The organism is Bradyrhizobium sp. LCT2 (assembly GCF_009931255.1).
Classification (GTDB): Bacteria; Pseudomonadota; Alphaproteobacteria; order Rhizobiales; family Xanthobacteraceae; genus Bradyrhizobium; species Bradyrhizobium diazoefficiens.
On record NZ_CP034432.1, the window covers coordinates 1493776 to 1513749 of the forward strand.

The following is a 19974-nucleotide window of genomic DNA, read 5'->3' on the forward strand; positions in this document are numbered from 1 at the left end:
ATCCGGACATCCGGGCGGAGGAGGAAACACATGACAGCCGCCTTACGCGGTGACGCGTCAAGTCTGTTCGCAGCGCCCAAGACGATCGCCGAGCATCGCGCCGACGGCAGCATCGTGCTGCGCTCGCCGGAGCCGTTGCACGACAGCGCGCGCTGCATCGGCGACTGGCTGGAGCAATGGGCGCGGCAGACGCCCGATGCGATCTTCCTCGCCGAGCGCGGCAATGCCGAAGCGCCATGGACCACGGTCACCTACGCGCAGGCATTGCGGCAGGTGCGTGGCGCGGCGTCATGGATCCTGTCGCAAGGCCTCAGCGCCGAACGCCCGCTCGTGATCCTCTCCGACAACAGTATCGACCATGCGCTGCTCGCGCTTGCGGCGCAGCATGTCGGTGTGCCCTCCGCCGCGATCTCGCCGGCCTATTCGCTGATGTCCAGGGATTTCGACAAGCTCAAGAGCATGATCGCGCTGCTCGAGCCGGGCGCGATCTACGTCTCCGCGACGAAGCCGTTCGCGGCGGCGCTGGCCGCGATCGGGCCGCTGCACAAGGCGCAGATCATCAGCGGCAACGGCGCTGACGCCGACGCACTCGCCTTCAGCGCCGTTGCGGCAACGCCCGAAATTGCCGACGTCGCAAAAGCCTTTGCCGCGGTGACGCCGGACACGATCGCAAAATTCCTGTTCACGTCAGGCTCGACCGGCACGCCGAAAGCCGTCATCAACACCCAGCGCATGCTGACCTCGAGCCAGCAGGCCAAGGCGCAGACCTGGACCTTCCTCGAACAGGCTGGCAGCGATCTCGTCATTCTCGACTGGCTGCCCTGGAGCCACACCTTCGGCGCCAACCACAATTTCAACCTGGTGCTGCGCAACGGCGGCTCACTCTATATCGACGGCGGCAAGCCTGCGCCCGGTCTCTTTGCGACGTCGCTCGCGAACCTGAAAAGCGTGATGCCGACGGTCTATTTCAACGTGCCGCGCGGCTTCGACATGCTGATCGCGGCATTGCGCGGTGACGAAGCGTTGCGCCGCCGCTTCTTCAGCGAGGTGAAGTTCGCCTTCTACGCGGGCGCAGCGCTGCCGCAGAACCTGTGGGACGCGCTCGAACAATTGTCCGTCGAAACCGTCGGCCGCCCGCTGCCGATGGTGTCGGCCTGGGGCTCGACGGAAACCTCGCCGCTGGCGACCGACTGCCATTTCCTCGCCGAGCGCTCCGGCAATATCGGCGTGCCGATACCCGGTACCGAGCTGAAGCTCGTCACCTCCGGCGACAAGCTGGAAGTGCGCGTGCGCGGCCCCAACGTCACGCCGGGTTACTGGAAGGCGCCCGAGCTGACCAGGCAGGCGTTTGACGACGAGGGCTTCTATCTCATCGGGGATGCGGTGAAGCTTGCTGATAGCGCGCGGCCGGAGCGCGGCCTGTTCTTCGACGGGCGTGTCGCGGAGGACTTCAAGCTCAATTCCGGCACCTGGGTCAGCGTCGGCACGCTGCGGCTCGCCGGCATCGCCGCGCTGGCGCCGCTCGCGCAGGACATCGTCGTCGCCGGTCATGGCGGCGACGAGGTGCGCTTCCTGGTGTTCCCGAACATCCCGGCGTGCCGTGGGCATGCCGGTTTGCCGGAGACGGCCGATGTGAATGATGTGCTGGCACATGACAAGATCAGGGGTGCGATCGCTCAGGGGCTTGCGAAGCTGAAGCAGCAGGGCGCCAATTCCTCCGGCCACGCCACGCGCGCGCTGCTGCTCGCCGAACCGCCATCGGTCGACGGCGGCGAGATCACCGACAAGGGCTACATCAACCAGCGCGCGGTGCTGACGCGACGCGCGGAGGCGGTGGCGCGGCTGAATGACGATGCGGCGGGGGAATGGATTGGCTGCGTCGGGTGAATTGACCCCGGAGGCGGCGCCTCATCGAGACGATGACGCAACCGCGTAATAGCGCAGTCCAGGTCGTCTCGCTATCATTCCGGGGCGCGCCTCTTGGCGCGAACCCGGAATCCATTTCACCGCAGGGGCTGTTGCACGATGGATTTCGGGTTCGCGCTACGCGCGCCCCGGAATGACGAGCTTGGCGCGAGACAGAGTGCCAATAGGCCAGCCAACCTGCCGCAATATCCTGCTCGATTCTTTTGTTGCCTAAGCAACTAATTTGTGCGAACCGTTCCGGACAAGGATGACGGTGGACGAACCGCCGCGTCTGATCTCGGAGGAAACGATGCTCGGCAGGAATGGTGCCGCGGGCAAATGCCGGCGCATGCCTGAAAGCGGCGATGCGGCGCGCTTCACGCGCGGTGCGTCAGGCGGTGCTGCCGCCCGTCACCGCGCCGAGATTTTCGTGCAGCCGGCGGAGCAGATCGATCAGCACCTCGCGCTCGTCCTTGCTCAGGCAGGACAGCAGGCGCCGTTCGCGCTCGAACGCTGCGACGATCACCTTGTCATGGGTGGCGCGTCCTCTCGCCGTCAGCGCGATCGAATGGGTGCGACCGTCATTCGGGTCGGTGCGGATCGACACCAGCCCGCGCTTCTCGAGGCCGGCAAGCGTCCGGCTCACCGGCCCCTTGTCGAAGCCGATGACGTGGCAGATGCGCGAGGCGGGAATGCCGGGCTCGATCGCCAGCAGCGACATGATCCGCCATTCCGTGACGTTGACGCCGAACTCGCGCTGGTAGAACGCGGTCGCGCTGTTCGAGAGCTTGTTGGCGATGAAGGTGATGAAGGCCGGGACGTAACGATCGAGATCAAGCGTCGGGCCGGTCTCGGCGGGCGCGGGCTTTTGGCGGGCTCTGGTCGAGGACGGCGGCATATCGGGCTTCTGACTCGCGTGGTGCCCGAAGACCTAAGGGCAAGCGCGGCCCTTTCACAAGATCAAAATGAGGGAGGACTTCCATGAGCGTACCCGGCTCCGCCGCATCAGGCGTCCCGCATCTCGACGTCGATCCCTTCGACATGAATTTTTTTGCCGACCCCTATCCCACGCACGAGCTGCTGCGGGAGGCGGGGCCGGTGGTCTATCTCGACAAGTGGAACGTCTATGGCGTGGCGCGCTATGCCGAGGTCCACGCCGTGCTGAACGATCCCGCGACGTTCTGCTCCAGCCGCGGCGTCGGCCTCTCCGATTTCAAGAAGGAGACGCCGTGGCGGCCGCCGAGCCTGATCCTCGAGGCCGATCCGCCCGCGCACACCCTGACCCGCGCCGTGCTGTCAAAGGTGCTGTCGCCGACGGTGATGAAGCAGGTGCGCGACCGCTTTGCCGCGGCGGCCGAGGGGCGGGTGGACGCGTTGATCGAAAAGCGCAGCTTCGATGCGATCGCCGACCTCGCCGAGGCCTATCCGCTCTCGATCTTCCCGGATGCGCTCGGGCTGAAATCCGAGGGGCGCGAGCATCTGATTCCCTACGCGAGCGTCGTGTTCAACGCGTTCGGGCCGCCCAACCAGTTGCGCCAGGAGGCGATCGCGCGCTCGACGCCTCATCAGGCCTATGTCGCCGAGCAATGCCAGCGCGAGAACCTCGCGCCCGGCGGCTTCGGCGCCTGCATTCATGCCCAGGTCGACGAGGGCGCGATCACCGCAACTGAAGCGCCGCTGCTGGTGCGCTCGCTGCTCTCGGCCGGCCTCGACACCACCGTCAACGGCATCGGCGCGGCCGTCTATTGCCTCGCTCGCTTTCCGGAGCAATGGCAGCGCCTGCGCGGCGATCTCTCGCTCGCGCGCAGCGCCTTCGAGGAAGCGGTTCGTTTCGAAAGCCCGGTGCAGACCTTCTTCCGCACCACCACACGTGAGGTCGAACTGTCGGGCGCGACGATCGGCGAAGGTGAGAAGGTGCTGATGTTCCTTGCCGCCGCCAATCGCGATCCGCGCCGCTGGGACAAGCCCGACAGCTATGACGTCACCCGCCGCTCGTCCGGCCATGTCGGATTCGGCTCCGGCATCCACATGTGCGTCGGCCAGCTCGTCGCGCGCCTCGAAGGCGAAGTGATGCTGACGGCGCTGGCGCGGCGCATCGCGAAGATCGAGATCACGGGCGAGCCGAAACGCCGCTTCAACAACACGCTACGCGGGCTCGACAGCCTGCCTGTGACCATCACCCCGGCCTGACGAGGAGCCTCGATGCCTGCCATTACTTTCATCCATGCCGACGGCAAGTCCGACCGTGTCGAGACCTCGGGCGGCGAGAGCGCCATGCAGGCCGCGACCCGCCATGGCCTCGACGGTATCCTGGCCGAGTGCGGCGGCAATGCCATGTGCGCGACCTGCCACGTCTATGTCGATGAAGCCTGGCTCGCGCGCCTGACCGCGATGGCAGATGACGAAGACGCGCTGCTCGACGGCACCGCCACCGAGCGACTGCCGAACAGCCGGCTGTCCTGCCAGATCATGATCACGCCCGCGCTCGACGGGCTCGTGCTGAGACTGCCGGAACGACAGGTCTGAATTCCAAACGTGCCGGCGACGACCGGCGCGACACACATAAGGGGAGGGAACGATGAAACACCTGAAATGGACGCTCGCGCTGGCCGCAAGCCTCGTGAGCGGCGCAGCAAGCGGCGAAATCTCCGACAACGTCGTGCGCATCGGCGTGCTCAACGACATCTCCGGCATCTTCCAGGACACCAACGGCATGGGCTCGGTCGAAGCCGCGCGCATGGCGGCCGAGGATTTCAACGGCGGGGGTAAGAACATCAAGGTCGAGATCGTCTATGCCGACCACCAGAACAAGGCCGATGTCGGCAATGCGATTGCGCGCAAATGGCTCGATGTCGAGGGCGTCGATGCCATCGTCGACGTGCCGAATTCTGCGGTCGGCCTCTCCATCAACACGCTGCTGCGCGACAGCCGCATGACTTTCCTGGCGTCGTCCACGGCGAGCTCGGATCTCACCGGCAAGGCCTGCTCGCCCAACACCATCCAGTGGGTCAACGACACCTGGGCGACCGGCAACACCACGGCGGCCGCGATGGTGTCGCGCGGCGGCAAGGACTGGTACTTCCTCACGGTCGATTTCGCGCTCGGCAAGGGTATCGAGGCCGAAGCGCAGAAATATATCGAGGCGCATGGCGGCAAAGTGATCGGCTCCTCCAAGCACCCGCTCGGCACGTCTGACTTTGCCTCCTTCCTGTTGCAGGCGCAGAGCTCGAAGGCGCAGGTGATTGGCCTTGCCAATGCCGGCGGCGACACCATCAATGTGGTGAAGCAGGCCGCCGAGTTCGGCATTCAGCAAAGCGGGCAGAAGCTCGTCGCCTTCCTGCTCTTCATCAACGACGTCCACGGCATGGGCATCAAGGTCGCGCAGGGGCTCCAGCTCATGGAAGCCTTCTACTGGGACATGAACGACGACACCCGCGCGTTTGCCAAGCGCTTCGGTGCGCGGCCGGGGATGAACGGCAAGATGCCGAGCGGCAACCAGGCCGGCGTCTATGCCTCCACGCTCGCTTATCTCAACGCGGTTGCCGCCACCGGCAGCGACAATGCGAAGGACGCCGTGCCCGAGATGAAGAAGTTCAGGGGCAAGGACAAACTATTCGGCGACACCGCCATCCGTCAGGACGGCCGCGTCGTGCATCCCATGTATCTGTTCGAGGTGAAGAGGCCGGAGGAGTCAAAATACCCTTACGACTATTACAAGCTGGTCTCGACGATTCCGGCGGAGCAGGCGTTTCGCCCGCTTGCGGAGGGCGGTTGCGAGTTGGTGAAGTAGCTGACGTGAGTACGCTCTCCCTTCACCTCTCCCCGCTTGCGGGGAGAGGTCGGATCGCTCTTGCGATCCGGGTGAGGGGGTACAAGTCTCTCGGAGATCTCATGCGTGGAGAGGGGCCCCTCACCCCGACCCTCTCCCCGTAAGAACGGGGAGAGGGAGAAGAGGCGTCCCTACACCACCTTACTACTCCCCTGCGTAATCAGCCTCGCCGCGCGCTGATCTCGCGCGTAGATCCAGAGCCAACTCAGGGCGACGCTGAGGCGGTGGCGGAGGCCGATCAGGAAGTAGATGTGGGCGATGCCCCAGATCCACCACGCGATGGTGCCGCGCAGCTTGATGCGGCCGAAATCGATCACCGCGAGGCGCTTGCCGATCTGCGCAAGGCTGCCAGAGTGCTTGTAGCGGAACGCTCCCTTCGTCTCTCCGCGCAGGCGCGCCTTGACGGTCTCGGCGACGTGCCGCCCCTGCTGTTTGGCGGCGGGCGCGATTCCGGGCACCGGCTTGCCCTCCCAGGCACTGATCGTCACGGTGTCGCCGATGGCAAAGATCTCGGGATGGCCGGGGATCGTCAGGTCGGCCTCGACCTGCACACGGCCGGCGCGATCGGCCGGCACGCCTAGCCATTCGGCGGCGGGCGAGGCGCGCACGCCCGCGGCCCAGATCTTGGTCTTCGCGTCCAGGCGCGTGCCGCCATAGACCACGCCGTCGCGGTCGATCTCGGTGACGGGCTGGCCGAGCACGACCTCGACGCCGATCTTCTCCAGCGACGCCTGTGCATAGGCCGAGAGCTCGTCGGCGAAGCCTGCGAGCACGCGCGGCCCCGCCTCGATCAGCACCACGCGCGCCTTGGTCGTATCGATGTTGCGGAAATCTTCCGGCAGGGTGTGATGCGCCATTTCGGCGATGGTGCCGGCGAGCTCGACGCCGGTGGGGCCGGCGCCGACGATGACGAAGGTCAGCCGCGCCGCGCGCCGGGCAGGATCGGTCTCGCGCTCGGCGCGCTCGAACGCCACCAGGATGTGACGGCGCAAGGTGGTCGCGTCTTCCAGCGTCTTCAGGCCGGGCGCGAACTGCTCCCACTCGTCATGGCCGAAATAGGCGTGACGCGCGCCGGTGGCGAGCACCAGCGTGTCGAACGGCACCTCGCTGCCGTCGTCGATCAGCACGCAGCGCCTGTTAGCATCGACGCCGCTGACCGTCGCAAACAGCGTCGTTACCTCGCGCCGGTCGCGCATGAGATGGCGGACCGGCCAGGCGATCTCGCTGGTCGCAAGCGATGCGGTCGCGACCTGGTAGAGCAGCGGCTGGAACAGATGATGGTTGCGGCGGTCGATCAGCGTGATGTCGACCGGGCGCCCGCCAGCCGGTAGGTCGCCTCCAGCCCGCCGAAGCCGGCGCCGACGATGACGACACGATGGGGTGTGGTGGTCATGATGCGCCCTCGACTCTTGCTGCTTCTCCGCTTCATTTAAGTGCGGAAAGTGACCCGCGGTCCAATAGCCGTCATCAATCGCGGAATAGGCTGGCGCATCGTCATGCCGCGAAAAAGCGCCGCAGCCTCCACCGAAGTGAGTAGAATTATATTTCTTGCCATCGCCGATGGGGGCGAAATATGGTGCAGGGACGGGCGCTGAGCCATTGGCGGCTCGACAGATTTTGCGTTCAATAGAGACAGGCCCGGGGCGGCGATCACCCCGTTTCCGGGATCAATAATAAGGAGGGGAGTGGTTATGAGGACGGCATTCTGGCTGGCGGGCGCAGCGGCGCTGGTGCTGGCAAATCCGGCATTCGCCGGCGACACCATCAAGATCGGTTTCGTCTCGACCTTCAGCGGCCCGACCGCCGTGATCGGCAATGACATGCGCAACTCGTTCGAGCTGGCGCTGGATCATCTCGGCCGCAAGATGGACGGCAAGCCGGTCGAGGTGATCTACGAGGACGACGGCCAGAAGCCCGATGTCGGCAAGCAGAAGACCGAGAAGCTGGTGCAGTCCGACAAGGTCGATTTCATCGTCGGCTATATCTGGTCGAACGTGCTGCTGGCTTCCTTGAAGACCGCGGTGGACTCGCAGACCTTCCTGATCTCGGCCAATGCCGGCCCGTCGCAGCTCGCCGGCGAGCTCTGCTCACCTTACGTGTTCTCCACCTCCTGGCAGAACGACCAGACGCCGCAGGCCATGGGCCTCTACATGAACCAGAAGGGCGTCAAGAGCGTCTTCCTGATCGGGCCGAACTACGCGGCCGGCAAGGACATGCTCGCGGGCCTCAAGAACACCTTCAAGGGTGAGATCAAGGGCGAGGAATACACGGTCTGGCCGAGCCAGCTCGACTTCTCCGCCGAGCTCTCCAAGGCCCGCGCTTCCGGCGCCGAGTCGATCTTCGTGTTCTACCCCGGTGCCGCCGGCGTGCAGTTCCTCAATCAATATACCCAGGCCGGCCTGAAGAGCACGATGCCGCTCTACACCGCCTTTACCGTCGACGAGCTGTCGTTGCCGCTCCAGAAGGAGAACGCGTTAGGGGTTCCCGGCGCGCAGCAGTGGGTGAACGACCTGCCCAACGAGCAGAACAAGCGCTTCGTCGCCGACTACCGCAAGAAGTACCCCAATCTGCGTCCGACCTATTACGGCGCCCAGACCTACGACGCCGCCCAGCTCATCAACAGCGCCGTCGTCGCGGTGAAGGGCGACACCAGCAAGAAGGACGCGATGAAGGCCGAGATGGAGAAGGCCAACTTCAAGTCGCTGCGCGGTGCGTTCAAGTACGGCAACAACCACATCCCGGTGCAGAGCTTCTATCTCCAGGACGTGGTCAAGGACGCCGATGGCCAGCTCGCGCTGAAGACGGTCGCCACCATCGTCGAGAACGACCAGGATCGCTTCCATCAGAAGTGCGCGATGAAGTGAGCTGGTTGGGCGAGCTCTCTCCTCTCCCTCTCCCCGTTCTTACGGGGAGAGGGGCGGGGTGAGGGGCTGTCTCCGCGAGGACGGAGCGAGTCGAATTCCTCGAAATTCCCCACATCGTATTGCGAGCGCAGCCAGAGCCTTTCCGCGGAGGGATTCTGGATTGCTTCGCTGCGCTGGCAACGACGTATTGAGAGAGTGGTGCTCCCGATTGTCATGTCTCTCGCGGAGACTCCCCCTCACCCGGAATCCGCGCTACGCGCGAATTCCGGCCTCTCCCCGCGAGCGGGGAGAGGTGAAGAGCTACACCCGCGGCATGCTCGCGGGCCGCACTTCGCGCGATTGCGCCGCGAGCCTGATCCCGGCATTGGCCGCGCCGAAGCCCTGATAATCCCTTCGTTCGACGATCTCGAAGAAGAAGCGCTCGTCGAAGATGTGGGTGTAGACCTGGAAGAACTCGCCGTCGCCCTCGCGGTCGTAGAGGATGTGGTTGGCGCGCAGCTGCGCCATCAGGTCGGGCGCGAGGTCGTATTTGGCTTCGATGTCGTCGTAGTAATTGTCGGGAATATCCAGAAAGCCCGCGCCGCGGGCGCGCATCGCTGCGACCGCTGCAAAGATGTCTCGGCACGCAAACGCGACGTGCTGCACGCCTGAGCCGAAGAACTCCGAGATGAAGCGGGCCGGCAGGGTGCGGTTGGCGGAGGAGCCGTTGAGCACGAAACGCAGGCTCTGGTCGCCGTTGATGACGGCCTGGCTCTGCACGAGGCCCCTGGGATCGGCGATCTCCATCTGCGGCAGGCGCTTGAGGTCGAGGATGCCGGTGTAGAACAGCAGCCAGGACAGCATCTCGTCATAGGGCATCGACTGCGCGATATGGTCGACGGCGAGCAGCGCGTCCGCGCTCGCCTCGCTCGCAACCGGTTCGAAATCGGTGTCCCAGTTCTTGCCGGCCTGGTCGAGGAAATAAAGCAGGCTGCCGCCGACGCCGTGGATCGCGGGAATCTCCAGCTCGCCCGGCCCGACCGGCTGATAGAAGGTGCGCGCCTTCAATGCTTCGGCGCGCTGCATGGCAAGGCCCGCATTGTCGACGTCGAGCGCGATGGCGCAGACGCCGGGGCCGTGCGTGACGTAGTGCGAATGCGCAAAGCCGTCGGTCTCGCAATTGATGACGAGCTCGACCTTGCCCTGCGACCAGCGCTCCACCGCCTTGCTGCGATGCTCGCCGGTCTTGCGGAATCCGAGCTGCGACAACAGGCGGGCGAGTTCGCCGGCCTTGGTCTCGTTGACGGCAAACTCGATGAAGCCGGTGCCGTGACTTTTGGCCTTCGGCGCCAGTGGTTCGCTGACGAGCTTCGGCCAATCCGGTGCAAGCTGGTCCTCCAGCAGGATCAGCGACCGCAGGCCGTCGATGGCGGTCTGGGCGGCCGAGCCGGCGCGGAACTGGTCGTTGAAAATCTCCAGCGACAGCGGTCCGGCATAGCCGGTCGCCGCGACCGCCGCCATGAATTCGCCGACCGGCAGATCGCCCTGGCCGGGGAACGAGCGGAAGTGCCGGCTCCAGGACAAGATGTCGAGCTCGAGCTTTGGTGCGTCGGCGAGCTGCACCAGAAAGATCTTGTCGCCGGGGATCGAGGCCATTGCGCGGACCGGAAAGCCCGGGGCGAGTGCATGAAAACTGTCGAGGATGACGCCGATCGCGGGATGATCGGCGCGCCGCACGATCTCCCAGGCATCGCGGTAGTCGTTGACGTGCCGTCCCCAGGCCAACGCCTCGTAGCCGACGCGCAAGCCCCGCTTGGCCGCGCGATCGCCGAGCTCGCGAAAATCGTCCGCGGCGCGGTCGATGCCGCCGAGCGAGTTGGGGGAGACGTTGGAGCAGATCAGCAGCAGGTCGGTGCCGAGCTCCTGCATCAAGTCGAACTTGCGCTCGGCGCGGGCAAAGTTGCGCGCGCGCTGCGGCTCCGGCATGCCCTCGAAATCGCGGAACGGCTGGAACGCGCAGATCTTGAGGTTGAGATCGCGGCAGAGCTTTGCGATGTCGCGCGGGCCCGCGCCGAACGACAGCAGGTCGTTCTCGAAGATCTCGACCTCGTCGAAGCCGGCGGCTGCGATGGCGCGCAGCTTTTCGTCCAGCGCCCCTGAGAGAGAGACGGTCGCGATCGAGCGCTTGTTCATGCTGCTGTCTCCTCCATGGCTCCCCCGAGGAAGAGCTGGCCGATGCGGGGATCGTTCAGGATGCGCTTCGCGCCGTCGACCATGCGGGTCTGGCCGAGCTCGAGCACGATGCCGATATCGGAGATCTCCAGCGCCGAGCGCGCGTTCTGTTCGATCATCAGGATAGTGACGCCGCGGTCGCGCAGGTTCTTGAGGATGTCGAAGGTCTGCTGCACCATCAGCGGCGACAGGCCGATCGAGGGCTCGTCGATCAGCACGAGCTTCGGCTCGAGCAGCAGCGAGCGGGCGATCTCGAGCTGCTTCTGCTCGCCGCCCGAGAGCGTCGATGCCTGCTGTGCCGACTTGCGACGGAGCGCCGGAAACAGGTCGAGTGCCGCCTCGATCCGCTTGGGCAGGTCGAGACCCTTTCCGGCGGCGACGCCGCCGAGCTCGACATTGTGGCGCACCGACCGCTCGGGGAAGATGTTGCGGCCCTGCGGAACGTAGCAGATACCGGCATTGAGCAGCGCGCGCTGGCTTAAGTTCGTGACGTCGCGACCGGCAAAACTGACCTTGCCCTCGCGCAGCTTGAGCAGGCCGAAGATCGCCTTGAACACGGTCGACTTACCGGCGCCGTTGGGGCCGATGATGGTGGTGATGGTGGCCTGCGGAACGGAAAACGTCGTGCCGTTCAGGATCGTCATCTTGCCGTAGCCGCCGACGAGATTGTGAACCGAGAGGATCGGGTCGCTCATGGCTCGTGCCCTCAATGTCCCAGATAAGCTTCGATCACGGCCGGGTTCTTGCGGACCTCGTCCGGCCGTCCCATCGCCAGCACCTTGCCTTCCGCCATCACCATCACGCGTGAGCACAGCGACATCACGAACTCCATGTTGTGCTCGATCACGACGAAGGTCGCGTTCTTCTCGCGGTTGATCGCGACCAGCCGGTCCTTCAGGTCCGCCAGCATCGACGGGTTGACGCCGCCGGCGGGCTCGTCGAGCAGCACGAGGCGCGGTCCGCCCATGAAAGCCATGGCGGCATCGAGCAGCTTCTGCTGGCCGTAGGAGAGGCCGCCGGCAGGTTCAGCCGCGAGGTGATCGAGCTTGAAGAAGCCGATCATCTGGTTGGCGGCCTCCGTCAGCCCGGCATCGGAGCGGCCGACCAGGCGCGAGGCCATGTTGCCCTGGTGCTCCTGTCCCGCGAGGATCAAATTCTCGCGCACCGACAGTTTTGGAAACACCTGCAAGAGCTGGAAGGTGCGGCTGACACCGAGCTTGTTGAGCTCGGAGGGGCGCATCCCCGTGACCACCTTGCCGTCGAGCTTCACTTCGCCGCCGGTCGGCGTGAGCTGGCCGAGAATGCAGTTGAATAGCGTGGACTTGCCGCAGCCGTTCGGTCCGATCAGACCGAGGATCTCGCCCTCGCGCACGTCGAAGCTGACGTCGGCGACGGCGCTGATGCCGCCAAAATTCTTCTTGATGTTGGTGACTTCGAGGACCGCAGTCATTGCACCGTCTCCAGCCGGGATTTTGCCACGGCGCGCAGCGCGGAGGCCGCCTTGGTGCGGCGCTCGGCGAGATGGCGGTCGAGGATTCCCAAAATGCCGGTCGGCGACCAGATCAGCAGCAGCATCACCGCGATCGCATAGAGCATCAGGTAATACCCTTCCGTGAAGCGCAGCCATTCCGGCAGCAGCACCGCGATCATCGCGCCCAGGAAGGGGCCGAAATAGAAGCCGGCGCCGCCGACGATCACCATCATCAGGAGATCGAGCGAGAGCGACAGGTTGAACGGCACCGGATCGATATATTGCGTCAGCGGCGCGTAGAGCGCGCCGGCAACGCCGCCAAGCGCCGAGCCGATCGCAAACGCCATCAGCGTGTAGCGCCTTGTGTCGATGCCGAGCGATTGCGCGCGCAGCGGGTTTTCGCGCAGCGCCATGAAGGCGCGGCCCCAGGGCGAGCGGATCAGCCACCACACCGCGAGCGAGACGATCGCGAGCGAGCCGAGGCAGACATAGTAGAAGGGCAGCGGCTTGTTGGTCGCGATTCCGAAGAAATGCGGGCGCGGAATGTTGGAGATGCCGTAGATGCCGCCCGTCAGCCAGCTCTCGTTGCGGAACACGAGGAAGGCCAATGTCGAGAAGGCGAGCGTGACGAAAGCGAGGTAGTGGTGCTGCACGCGCAGCGCGGGATAGCCGAGCACCCAGCCGACGCCGAAGCTCAAGACGATCGCAACCAGGATCGCGACCGGCAGCGGCCAGCCATGGGTGGTCATGATCGCCGCCGCATAGGCGCCGATGCCGACGAAGGCGCCCTGGGCAAGCGAGACCTGGCCGGCATAGCCGAGCGTGAGGTTGAGGCCCATCGCGGCGATGGTCATCACCGCCCACTGGCTCAGGATGAACAGGCCGTAGCGGTTGAAGTTCATGGGGACGATGATCAGGCCGGCGATGACGATGAGGCCGAGCGCGATTTTCAGGGGTTTGCCAAATCCCTTCATACCGTGCGCTCCTCGGCGCGGCCGAGCAGTCCTTGCGGCCGGAACAGGATGACGACGATCAGGAAGATCAGCGGCACGGCAGCGCGGTATTGCGTCGAGACGTAGCTTGCCGCGAGATTGTCGAGCACGCCGATCAACAGGCCGCCCGCGATCGCGCCGCGCACCTGGTTGAAGCCGCCGACGATCGCCGCGATGAAGGCGGCCTGGCCCAGCACCTCGCCGGACGAGAATTTCGCGAGGTAGATTGGCGTGATCAGCAGCGAGGCCAGCGCGACCAGGAAGGCGTTGATCAGGAAGGTCAGGAGGATCATGCGCTCCACGGGCACGCCGATGATGCGCGCCACCGTCGGGTTCTGCGCCGCCGCCTGCATCTGGTGGCCGAGCGAGGTGCGGTTGAGGAGCGAGGTCAGGCCGAAGACTGCAAGAATGGCGACGACGAGGACGCCGATGCTTTGCAGCGAGACGGCGTGGCCGAGGATGGAGATATCGCCGGTCGGCACGATCGAGGGGAAGGGCGAGGCCTCCGCGCTGAAGAACTGCTTCACCGATTCCTTGATGCCGATCGCCAGCGCCATGGTCGCGATCGCCAGCGGCAGCACGCCATGGCGCATCATCGGATCGACCAGCAGCATCTTGAAGGCGAGGCCGAGCAGGATCATCGAGAGCAAGATGCCGAGGATGATCGCGAGCCAGAACGGCGCGCCGGCATGCATCGTCGCGAGCATCAGGAACGCCGGCAGCATCACGAACTCGCCCTGCGCGAAATTGATGGTCTGCGAGGTTTGCCACAGCAGCGTGAAGCCGACCGCGACCAGCGCATAGATGGCGCCGGTGGCAAGTCCTGCGACCAGAAGATCGAACAGATTGGACATTTTCCCCTCTCTCCTCTCCCTCTCCCCGCTTGCGGGGAGAGGGTCGGGGTGAGGGGGAGTCTCCGCGAAGTCAGTGACAGTTGGACTCGCGGAAGCTACCCGCCGCGCTTCGCGCGTCGGCCTCTCCCCGCGTGCGGGGAGAGGCAAAGAAGCCTCACTTCACCTTCGGCAGCACCTGCTTCACCACCTGCTTGCCTTCGACCACTTCGACCAGAAAACTCTGGCGGTCGATGTCGCCGGTCTCGCTGAAGGTGACGTCCATCAGGATGCCCGGCTCGTCGGCGGCCTTGATGGTCAGGCCGTGCAGCGTGTCGGCGAACGCCTTGGAATCGACCTTGCCCATCTTTTCGGTGGTGGCCTTCACCATGTAGACGGCGAGGTAGCCCTTCAGGCCGTTGTGGTCCGGCACGTAATTGTACTTCTTGGAAAACTTCTCGCGGAACGCCTTGATCAGGTCGACCGGTGCGTCCGTGGTGAGGCCGACATGGCCGCGCGCGCCGTTGGCGGCGTCGCCGGCAAGCTCGATCACCTTCTGGCCGATCAGCGTGGTCTCGCCCATCAGCGGCGCGGTGACGCCCTGGCGCTTCAGCTCTTTCAGGATGCGCGCGCTCTCTTCCTCGTTGAGATAGACGAATACGGCGTCGGGATTGGCAGACTTGATCTTGCCGACGTCGGCGGCGAAGTCGGCCTGGCCTGCTTCGGTGGAGAGATCGGCGACGACCTTGGAGCCGAGCCGGTCGAGCTCCTTCACGACGACGTCGCGTCCGCCGCGGCCGAAGTCGTTGTTGACCCAGACCACCGCGACCGACTTCGCCTTCATCTCGTCGTGGATGTATTTCGCGACCTTCGGCATCGAGGATTGCTGGCCGAACGAGGTGCGGAACAGGAACTTGTTGCCGGCTTGCGTCAGCTCGGCGGCTTCGCCGCCCATGATCTGCGCGATGCCGGCTTCGGCCGCGAGCGGTGCGGTGACCTTCACCGAGCCGGAATAGCCGGGTCCGAGCAGCACATAGGGCTCGGCATCGAGTGCCTTCTGCACTTGCGCGCGGGCAACGCCCGGATTGGATTGCGAGTCGGCATGGGTGACCTCGAGCTTGCGGCCGAGCACGCCGCCCTTGGCGTTGATCTCCTCGATCGCGAGGTCGATGCCGTTCTTCCAGTTGGTGCCGACGGTGGCGCCGCCGCCCGACAGCTCGGCGACGTCGGCGAGCTTGATCGCCTGTGCGTGGACGCTGGTTGCAGTCGCGAAGGCAAGCAGGGCGCCTGCCAGAATAGTCGATTTCATCGTCTCTCCTCCCGTTCCCTCTGATGTTGTTGTCCGCGGCCTTGTGTCCGGCCGCTTCGGTTACGCTGCGTGATAGGCTGAGCTTCGTGCCGCCATCACCTCGTCAAAAGCCTCTCCCATGACTTCGGTCGATGGGGCAAGGCCGGTGAACAGTTCGAAAGCGTCGGCGGCCTGGTAGATCGCAAGCTCCCGCCCGGTCATGATCTTCGCGCCGCGCTCCTGCGCCGCGGCCAGCAGCGGCGTGATCAGCGGCGAATAGACGGCGTCGGCCACCCAGAGCTTCTCGTGCAGCAGCGCAGCCGGAACAGGCATGCCGCGGTTCGGCAGCATGCCGACCGGCGTGCCGTTGACGAGGCCGGTCGCGCCGTCGAGCGCGTCCTCGACGCTTTTCGCGACCCTGGCGCCGCCATGCTTGGCAAGCAGTGCGGCAAGTTTTTCGGCCCGCGCCGGTTCGGAGTCGAAGATGCGGAGGTCGGCGACCTCAAGGCTCGCCAGTGCGAAGGCGATCGCCTTGCCGACGCCGCCCGTGCCGATCACGGCAACCGCATTTCCAGACGGCGCCAGCAGCGGCGCCACCGCGCGCGCAAAGCCGGTGGTGTCGGTGTTGTGGCCGGTCAGGCGGCCGTCCCTGACAACGACGGTGTTGACCGCGCCCATCGCGGCGGCGCCCGGCGCCAGTGCGTCGAGCAGTGGGACCACCGCTTCCTTGTAAGGATAGGTCACGTTGACGCCGGCAAAGCCGAGCCGCCGCACGCCTTCGAGCATCAGCCTCAGTCCGGCCGCGTCGGCGCCTGCGACCTCGATCAGCTGGTAGTGACCGCGCAGGCCGAGCGCCTCGGCGGCGCGCTCATGCATGGCGGGGGAAGCGGAATGCGCGATCGGCGCGCCGATCAGGCCGGTGAGGAGTTTCTTGCTGGCGGCGTATCCGCGCTTCGACATGGTTCGCTATCGTCTCGTTGGGAGCGTTCGGTCCCGGCCATTAGCGGGGAAACCTGCGCAATTCCAAGGGGGCTTCCGCGTACGACGATAGCCTTTCCGTCGCCTAACACAATTACCCTTATGCCCCGCAAACCTAACATCATGTTATTTCTTCCGTCCGCGTGCAGGCGCAGCCCTGCCGTTGCCGCGGGACGGCTCGACCGCGCGCATCTCGGCGCGCAGGGATTCGATGAAATACTCGACGTGAAGCGACAGCGGTGCGCCGCGCTTCACCGCGATATAGGTGTCGAACCGCGTCGGCTCGGTGATCTTGAGCAGCTCGATGCCGGGATAGCCGCCATGGGCCACCGTGAACTGGTCGATGACGGCGATGCCGAGCCCCGCTTTCACCAGCGCGCAGACCGTGGTGCCGAAGCGCGCGCGGATGGTGATGTTGTACTCGAGCCGGTTGCGCGCAAAGATCCCGGCCATGATCCGGCCGTAGGGATCGTTCGGATCGATGCCGATCAGCGGGTAGCGGGTGATCTCGGCCGCCGACACCTGCTTGCGGCCGGCGAGCTCGTGGCCGGGCGGCACGATGCAATAGAGCTCGCCCGAGGCGAGCGGCAGGAAGTCGAGCCCGGAATGCTCGAGCCGGTAGCTCATCGCCACGCACTCGCCGCGGCCGAGCAGGAGATAGTCGATGGCCTCCTCGAGCTTGAGGATGTTGATGTCGATGCCGAGATCGGGATAGCGGCGCCGGACGCGCTCGATCGCGCGCGGCACCATCACCTGCGAGATGCTCGGCACCGAGCCGATGCGCAATTCCGACAGGCCGCCGCGGCCGATCTTGGAGATGATCTCGGAGAGGTCGTCGACCTTCTTGTAGACGCCGTTGATCTGCTCGAAGATGTTCTCGGCTTCCGGCGTCGGGAAGTAGCGGCCGTTCTGGCGCTGGAAGAAGCGGATGCCGAGCGAGCGCTCGGTGTATTTGACGAGGCGGCTGATCCCCGGCGCCGAGACGTTGAGCAGCTTCGCCGCACCGCCAATGGTGCCCGTCACCATCACGGCACGGATCACTTCAACCTGGCGCAGCGTCATCATGTCCCGGGCTTCCGAAAGAGGATCGTGCGGCGATCATCTCACGAGAGAAGCGAGGTCAGCCAGCGGCAAATGGCGAGCCATGGCAGCGCAGCGAGCGATTCCCATGCCCTCCAGGGAGGGTAAGGGCGCCGCTCATTCGCTGACGATGATGGCGGAGTAATTTCGCGGTTGGCGTGTTTCGACTAAAATCTGCGCGTTCAAATGGAAGGGCGGCGGCGTCGCGCGATCTGTTGCATCGGCGTCGCTAGCTCGCCGGCCCTTCGGGCGATACGCTGTTCGCGAACTCGGCGCGCTCGCTCTGTAGCACCTCGCGCGCGAACTCGATGATCCTCTGCTTGTTTGCCGTTTCACGGACGGCGAAAAACACGCGGTTCAATTCCAGGCCGAGCACGCTGTTGAGGGCGATGTTCTCGTCGTCCATCGTGGTTTTCCCGCTTTGTACGTCACAGGTGTAACTTGACGTCCCTTCTTCCACAAGTAGATTAAAGCTTCGGAGCAGGCGGATACCGGAGAACTACGGAAGCAGCGAATTGAGGCAGCCCCCAAATACGTGCTATAGCGGACGACGAGGGTCAGGAAACGCACCGATGTCCGCCGTCGATTATGGCCGGGAAGCGCTCGACTTCATCGAAGGCCTGGGTGTCTATCGCAAGGTACCGGACGCCATGAGCGCGCTTGAAGCGGCCTTCGGCCGTTTCGGCTTCGAAACTATCATTGTGACGGGATTGCCGAATCCCGATCAGCGGTTTGCGCAGATGGTGCTCGCCAAGCGCTGGCCGGCGGGATGGTTCAATCTCTACACTCAGAACAACTATGACCGCTTCGATCCCGTGGTGCGGCTGTGCCGGCAATCGGTCAATCCGTTCGAGTGGTCGGAGGCGCCCTATGATGCCGAGCTCGAGCCGAGCGCGGCCGAGGTGATGAACCGCGCCGGCGATTTTCGCATGTCGCGCGGCTTCATCGTGCCGATCCACGGGCTCACCGGCTATGAAGCCGCGGTGTCGCTCGGCGGCGTCCATCTCGACCTCAATCCCCGCAGCAAGCCGGCGCTGCACCTGATGGCGATGTATGGCTTCGACCACATTCGCCGTCTGCTCGAGCCGACGCCGTATCCGTCGACGCGTCTCACCCCGCGCGAGCGCGAGGTGATCTCCTGGGCCTCGCAGGGCAAGTCGGCCTGGGAGATCGGCGAGATCCTGCACATCACGCAGCGCACCGCCGAAGAGCATCTTGCAACTGCTGCGCGCAAGCTCGGCGCGGTCAACCGTACGCATGCGGTTGCGCTGGCGATTCGCCACAAGATCATCAATCCCTAAGCGACGTACTGGGAAATTTCCCAATATCGAACCTGCCTCTTTTCGCAGAGGCTGCCCCCCATTGAGGCTGAATGGGGGTTTCCATGATTCACGCAATTTCCGCGGTCAATCGCCACTTATACGAGGACGTAATCGAGCAGCATTTCCGGCTGCGTCATGACATCTTTGTCGAGGAGCGGCACTGGGAGACGCTGCGCAGGCCGGATGGCCGCGAGGTCGATTCCTATGACGACGAGGATACCGTCTATCTGCTTGCGCTGGAGGGACGACGCGTCGTCGGCGGCCATCGGCTCTACCCCACGACCAAGCCCTCGATGATGAGCGAGGTCTTCCCGCATCTGGCGGCGGTTCGCGGCTGCCCCTCGGATCCGCTGATATGGGAATGGTCGCGCTACTTCGTCGTCCGCGATCGCCGCGACGGCGCGCTCAACCTGCAACTGATGGCGGCGGTGCAGGAGTTCTGCCTCGACCAGGGAATCGCGCAGGTCAGCGCGATCATGGAAACCTGGTGGTTGCCGCGCTTCCACGAGGCCGGCTTCGTCGTGACGCCGCTCGGCCTGCCGGCTCTGGTCGAGAACGCCTGGACCATGGCGGCCACCGTCGACATTCGTCGCCAGACGCTCGATGTCCTGCAGGATCGCATCGGCATGCCTTCCATCGTGCAACAGGACGGCCCGCGTCTGGACGCCGTCGCCCGTGCCAACCTTTGCGGCCTCGCTGCCGCGCAACGAAAGAGCGCCTGAAATGTCGAATATGATGCGGGACAGCCAGATCATGGCGCAAATCAAGGACGAGAATCTCGGCTACATGTCCGACATGGCGCTCGAGCTGGCGCAGATGGCGGACGACTCCGGACTGACGACGCTTGCCTATCTGTTCCGGATGGCCGCACTGGAGGCCTCGACGGCAAACAGCGTGCTCGCCGAGCCGGACGATCTTCCCCGGCAGATGACGTCGCACTAGACGCAACCTTCTTCACTTCCTTCATTCTGACGACGTCCTCACCCTCTCCCCGGCCTACCCGGGGGGAGGGTGATCGTTTGGGTGCGGCAGGTTGCCCCATGCTGCGCGGCAGCCTTCTTGCATCGCAGGACAGGTTTCGGCCGTGTGCGCCGGGATGCAACAAAGTGCATGTTTGGTGTCAAATCGCTCTTGCCTCTGAACGATACTGCCATTACCCATTTTTCGGCCTTGAAGAGGCAGGGGGAGCTCTTTCACTGATGGC

The 19974-nt window shown here is 64.9% G+C and carries 18 protein-coding genes and 1 pseudogene; 8 read left to right on the plus strand and 11 right to left on the minus strand.

Features of this window, described 5'->3' with window-relative positions:
* Nucleotides 1-30: 30 nt before the first annotated feature.
* Nucleotides 31-1887: a feruloyl-CoA synthase gene (locus EI171_RS07655; RefSeq protein WP_161532989.1), complete on the plus strand. Its 1857-nt coding sequence runs from the start codon at nt 31-33 to the stop codon at nt 1885-1887.
* 409 nt (nt 1888-2296) lie between these two features.
* Here the strand turns inward: EI171_RS07655 and EI171_RS07660 are convergent, their stop codons facing one another.
* Complete coding sequence (locus EI171_RS07660) at nt 2297-2803, minus strand: MarR family winged helix-turn-helix transcriptional regulator (RefSeq protein WP_161532990.1); 507 nt, start codon at nt 2801-2803, stop codon at nt 2297-2299.
* A gap of 83 nt (nt 2804-2886) precedes the next feature.
* Between EI171_RS07660 and EI171_RS07665 the strand changes: the two genes are divergently transcribed.
* The 3 genes from EI171_RS07665 to EI171_RS07675 are packed head-to-tail and all read left to right on the plus strand — an operon-like array spanning nt 2887 to nt 5695.
* Nucleotides 2887-4095, plus strand: a complete 1209-nt coding sequence (locus tag EI171_RS07665; RefSeq protein ID WP_161532991.1) for a cytochrome P450 — start codon at nt 2887-2889, stop codon at nt 4093-4095.
* Nucleotides 4096-4107: 12 nt separating this feature from the next.
* A complete protein-coding gene (locus EI171_RS07670; protein WP_161532992.1) occupies nt 4108-4431 on the plus strand; it encodes a 2Fe-2S iron-sulfur cluster-binding protein in 324 nt (107 codons plus the stop codon).
* A gap of 52 nt (nt 4432-4483) precedes the next feature.
* The gene (locus EI171_RS07675; RefSeq protein WP_028172707.1) at nt 4484-5695 is read left to right on the plus strand and encodes an ABC transporter substrate-binding protein; all 1212 of its coding nucleotides are present in this window, start codon (nt 4484-4486) and stop codon (nt 5693-5695) included.
* Nucleotides 5696-5865: 170 nt separating this feature from the next.
* Here EI171_RS07675 and EI171_RS07680 read toward each other — a convergent pair.
* Nucleotides 5866-7127: pseudogene (locus EI171_RS07680) on the minus strand (NAD(P)/FAD-dependent oxidoreductase).
* Nucleotides 7128-7425: 298 nt separating this feature from the next.
* Between EI171_RS07680 and EI171_RS07685 the strand changes: the two are divergent.
* Nucleotides 7426-8598, plus strand: a complete 1173-nt coding sequence (locus tag EI171_RS07685) for an ABC transporter substrate-binding protein (protein ID WP_028172709.1) — start codon at nt 7426-7428, stop codon at nt 8596-8598.
* A gap of 300 nt (nt 8599-8898) precedes the next feature.
* On the opposite strand, the gene EI171_RS07690 is transcribed toward EI171_RS07685, so the two are convergent.
* The 9 genes from EI171_RS07690 to EI171_RS44595 all read right to left on the minus strand — a co-directional run bounded on the left by EI171_RS07690 (nt 8899) and on the right by EI171_RS44595 (nt 17854).
* On the minus strand, nt 8899-10770 hold the full coding sequence (locus EI171_RS07690) for a bifunctional sugar phosphate isomerase/epimerase/4-hydroxyphenylpyruvate dioxygenase family protein (protein WP_161532993.1): 1872 nt from the start codon (nt 10768-10770) through the stop codon (nt 8899-8901).
* Nucleotides 10767-11504 carry an ABC transporter ATP-binding protein gene (locus EI171_RS07695; RefSeq protein ID WP_161532994.1) on the minus strand — a complete coding sequence of 246 codons (738 nt, stop codon included), beginning with the start codon at nt 11502-11504 and terminating at the stop codon, nt 10767-10769. Before EI171_RS07695 ends, EI171_RS07690 begins: the two co-directional genes overlap by 4 nt.
* An 11-nt stretch (nt 11505-11515) precedes the next feature.
* On the minus strand, nt 11516-12259 hold the full coding sequence (locus tag EI171_RS07700) for an ABC transporter ATP-binding protein (RefSeq protein ID WP_161532995.1): 744 nt from the start codon (nt 12257-12259) through the stop codon (nt 11516-11518).
* Nucleotides 12256-13254: a branched-chain amino acid ABC transporter permease gene (locus EI171_RS07705; RefSeq protein ID WP_161532996.1), complete on the minus strand. Its 999-nt coding sequence runs from the start codon at nt 13252-13254 to the stop codon at nt 12256-12258. Before EI171_RS07705 ends, EI171_RS07700 begins: the two co-directional genes overlap by 4 nt.
* Nucleotides 13251-14126 (minus strand): branched-chain amino acid ABC transporter permease, encoded by an 876-nt coding sequence (locus tag EI171_RS07710; RefSeq protein WP_161532997.1) that lies wholly within the window; start codon nt 14124-14126, stop codon nt 13251-13253. The genes EI171_RS07705 and EI171_RS07710 overlap by 4 nt, the downstream gene beginning before the upstream one ends.
* Before the next feature lie 154 nt (nt 14127-14280).
* On the minus strand, nt 14281-15411 hold the full coding sequence (locus EI171_RS07715) for an ABC transporter substrate-binding protein (RefSeq protein WP_011083878.1): 1131 nt from the start codon (nt 15409-15411) through the stop codon (nt 14281-14283).
* A 60-nt stretch (nt 15412-15471) separates the two neighbouring features.
* On the minus strand, nt 15472-16350 hold the full coding sequence (locus EI171_RS07720) for a shikimate dehydrogenase (RefSeq protein ID WP_011083879.1): 879 nt from the start codon (nt 16348-16350) through the stop codon (nt 15472-15474).
* A 144-nt stretch (nt 16351-16494) separates the two neighbouring features.
* On the minus strand, nt 16495-17433 hold the full coding sequence (locus tag EI171_RS07725) for a LysR family transcriptional regulator (protein WP_161532998.1): 939 nt from the start codon (nt 17431-17433) through the stop codon (nt 16495-16497).
* Nucleotides 17434-17677: 244 nt separating this feature from the next.
* Nucleotides 17678-17854, minus strand: coding sequence for a hypothetical protein (locus tag EI171_RS44595; protein ID WP_165448134.1), 177 nt, complete (start codon nt 17852-17854; stop codon nt 17678-17680).
* A 166-nt stretch (nt 17855-18020) separates the two neighbouring features.
* Here EI171_RS44595 and EI171_RS07730 point away from each other — a divergent pair, with 166 nt between their 5' ends.
* The 3 genes from EI171_RS07730 (at nt 18021) to EI171_RS07740 (ending at nt 19712) form a co-directional block, all read left to right on the plus strand.
* On the plus strand, nt 18021-18749 hold the full coding sequence (locus EI171_RS07730; RefSeq protein WP_028172714.1) for a LuxR family transcriptional regulator: 729 nt from the start codon (nt 18021-18023) through the stop codon (nt 18747-18749).
* Nucleotides 18750-18832: 83 nt separating this feature from the next.
* The gene (locus tag EI171_RS07735) at nt 18833-19492 is read left to right on the plus strand and encodes an acyl-homoserine-lactone synthase (RefSeq protein ID WP_202633110.1); all 660 of its coding nucleotides are present in this window, start codon (nt 18833-18835) and stop codon (nt 19490-19492) included.
* Between the two features lies 1 nt (nt 19493).
* Nucleotides 19494-19712: a hypothetical protein gene (locus EI171_RS07740; protein WP_060909418.1), complete on the plus strand. Its 219-nt coding sequence runs from the start codon at nt 19494-19496 to the stop codon at nt 19710-19712.
* Nucleotides 19713-19974: the final 262 nt, after the last annotated feature.

Coding starts and splice junctions, on each gene's coding strand:
- EI171_RS07685 (WP_028172709.1), top strand. CDS start 7,426: ATGAGGACGGCATTCTGGCTGGCGGGCGCAGCGGCGCTGGTGCTGGCA.
- EI171_RS07735 (WP_202633110.1), top strand. CDS start 18,833: ATGATTCACGCAATTTCCGCGGTCAATCGCCACTTATACGAGGACGTA.
- EI171_RS07670 (WP_161532992.1), top strand. CDS start 4,108: ATGCCTGCCATTACTTTCATCCATGCCGACGGCAAGTCCGACCGTGTC.
- EI171_RS07660 (WP_161532990.1), bottom strand. CDS start 2,803: ATGCCGCCGTCCTCGACCAGAGCCCGCCAAAAGCCCGCGCCCGCCGAG.
- EI171_RS07725 (WP_161532998.1), bottom strand. CDS start 17,433: ATGATGACGCTGCGCCAGGTTGAAGTGATCCGTGCCGTGATGGTGACG.
- EI171_RS07665 (WP_161532991.1), top strand. CDS start 2,887: ATGAGCGTACCCGGCTCCGCCGCATCAGGCGTCCCGCATCTCGACGTC.
- EI171_RS07705 (WP_161532996.1), bottom strand. CDS start 13,254: ATGAAGGGATTTGGCAAACCCCTGAAAATCGCGCTCGGCCTCATCGTC.
- EI171_RS07690 (WP_161532993.1), bottom strand. CDS start 10,770: ATGAACAAGCGCTCGATCGCGACCGTCTCTCTCTCAGGGGCGCTGGAC.
- EI171_RS07740 (WP_060909418.1), top strand. CDS start 19,494: ATGTCGAATATGATGCGGGACAGCCAGATCATGGCGCAAATCAAGGAC.
- EI171_RS07710 (WP_161532997.1), bottom strand. CDS start 14,126: ATGTCCAATCTGTTCGATCTTCTGGTCGCAGGACTTGCCACCGGCGCC.
- EI171_RS07730 (WP_028172714.1), top strand. CDS start 18,021: ATGTCCGCCGTCGATTATGGCCGGGAAGCGCTCGACTTCATCGAAGGC.
- EI171_RS44595 (WP_165448134.1), bottom strand. CDS start 17,854: ATGGACGACGAGAACATCGCCCTCAACAGCGTGCTCGGCCTGGAATTG.
- EI171_RS07715 (WP_011083878.1), bottom strand. CDS start 15,411: ATGAAATCGACTATTCTGGCAGGCGCCCTGCTTGCCTTCGCGACTGCA.
- EI171_RS07675 (WP_028172707.1), top strand. CDS start 4,484: ATGAAACACCTGAAATGGACGCTCGCGCTGGCCGCAAGCCTCGTGAGC.
- EI171_RS07655 (WP_161532989.1), top strand. CDS start 31: ATGACAGCCGCCTTACGCGGTGACGCGTCAAGTCTGTTCGCAGCGCCC.
- EI171_RS07695 (WP_161532994.1), bottom strand. CDS start 11,504: ATGAGCGACCCGATCCTCTCGGTTCACAATCTCGTCGGCGGCTACGGC.
- EI171_RS07720 (WP_011083879.1), bottom strand. CDS start 16,350: ATGTCGAAGCGCGGATACGCCGCCAGCAAGAAACTCCTCACCGGCCTG.
- EI171_RS07700 (WP_161532995.1), bottom strand. CDS start 12,259: ATGACTGCGGTCCTCGAAGTCACCAACATCAAGAAGAATTTTGGCGGC.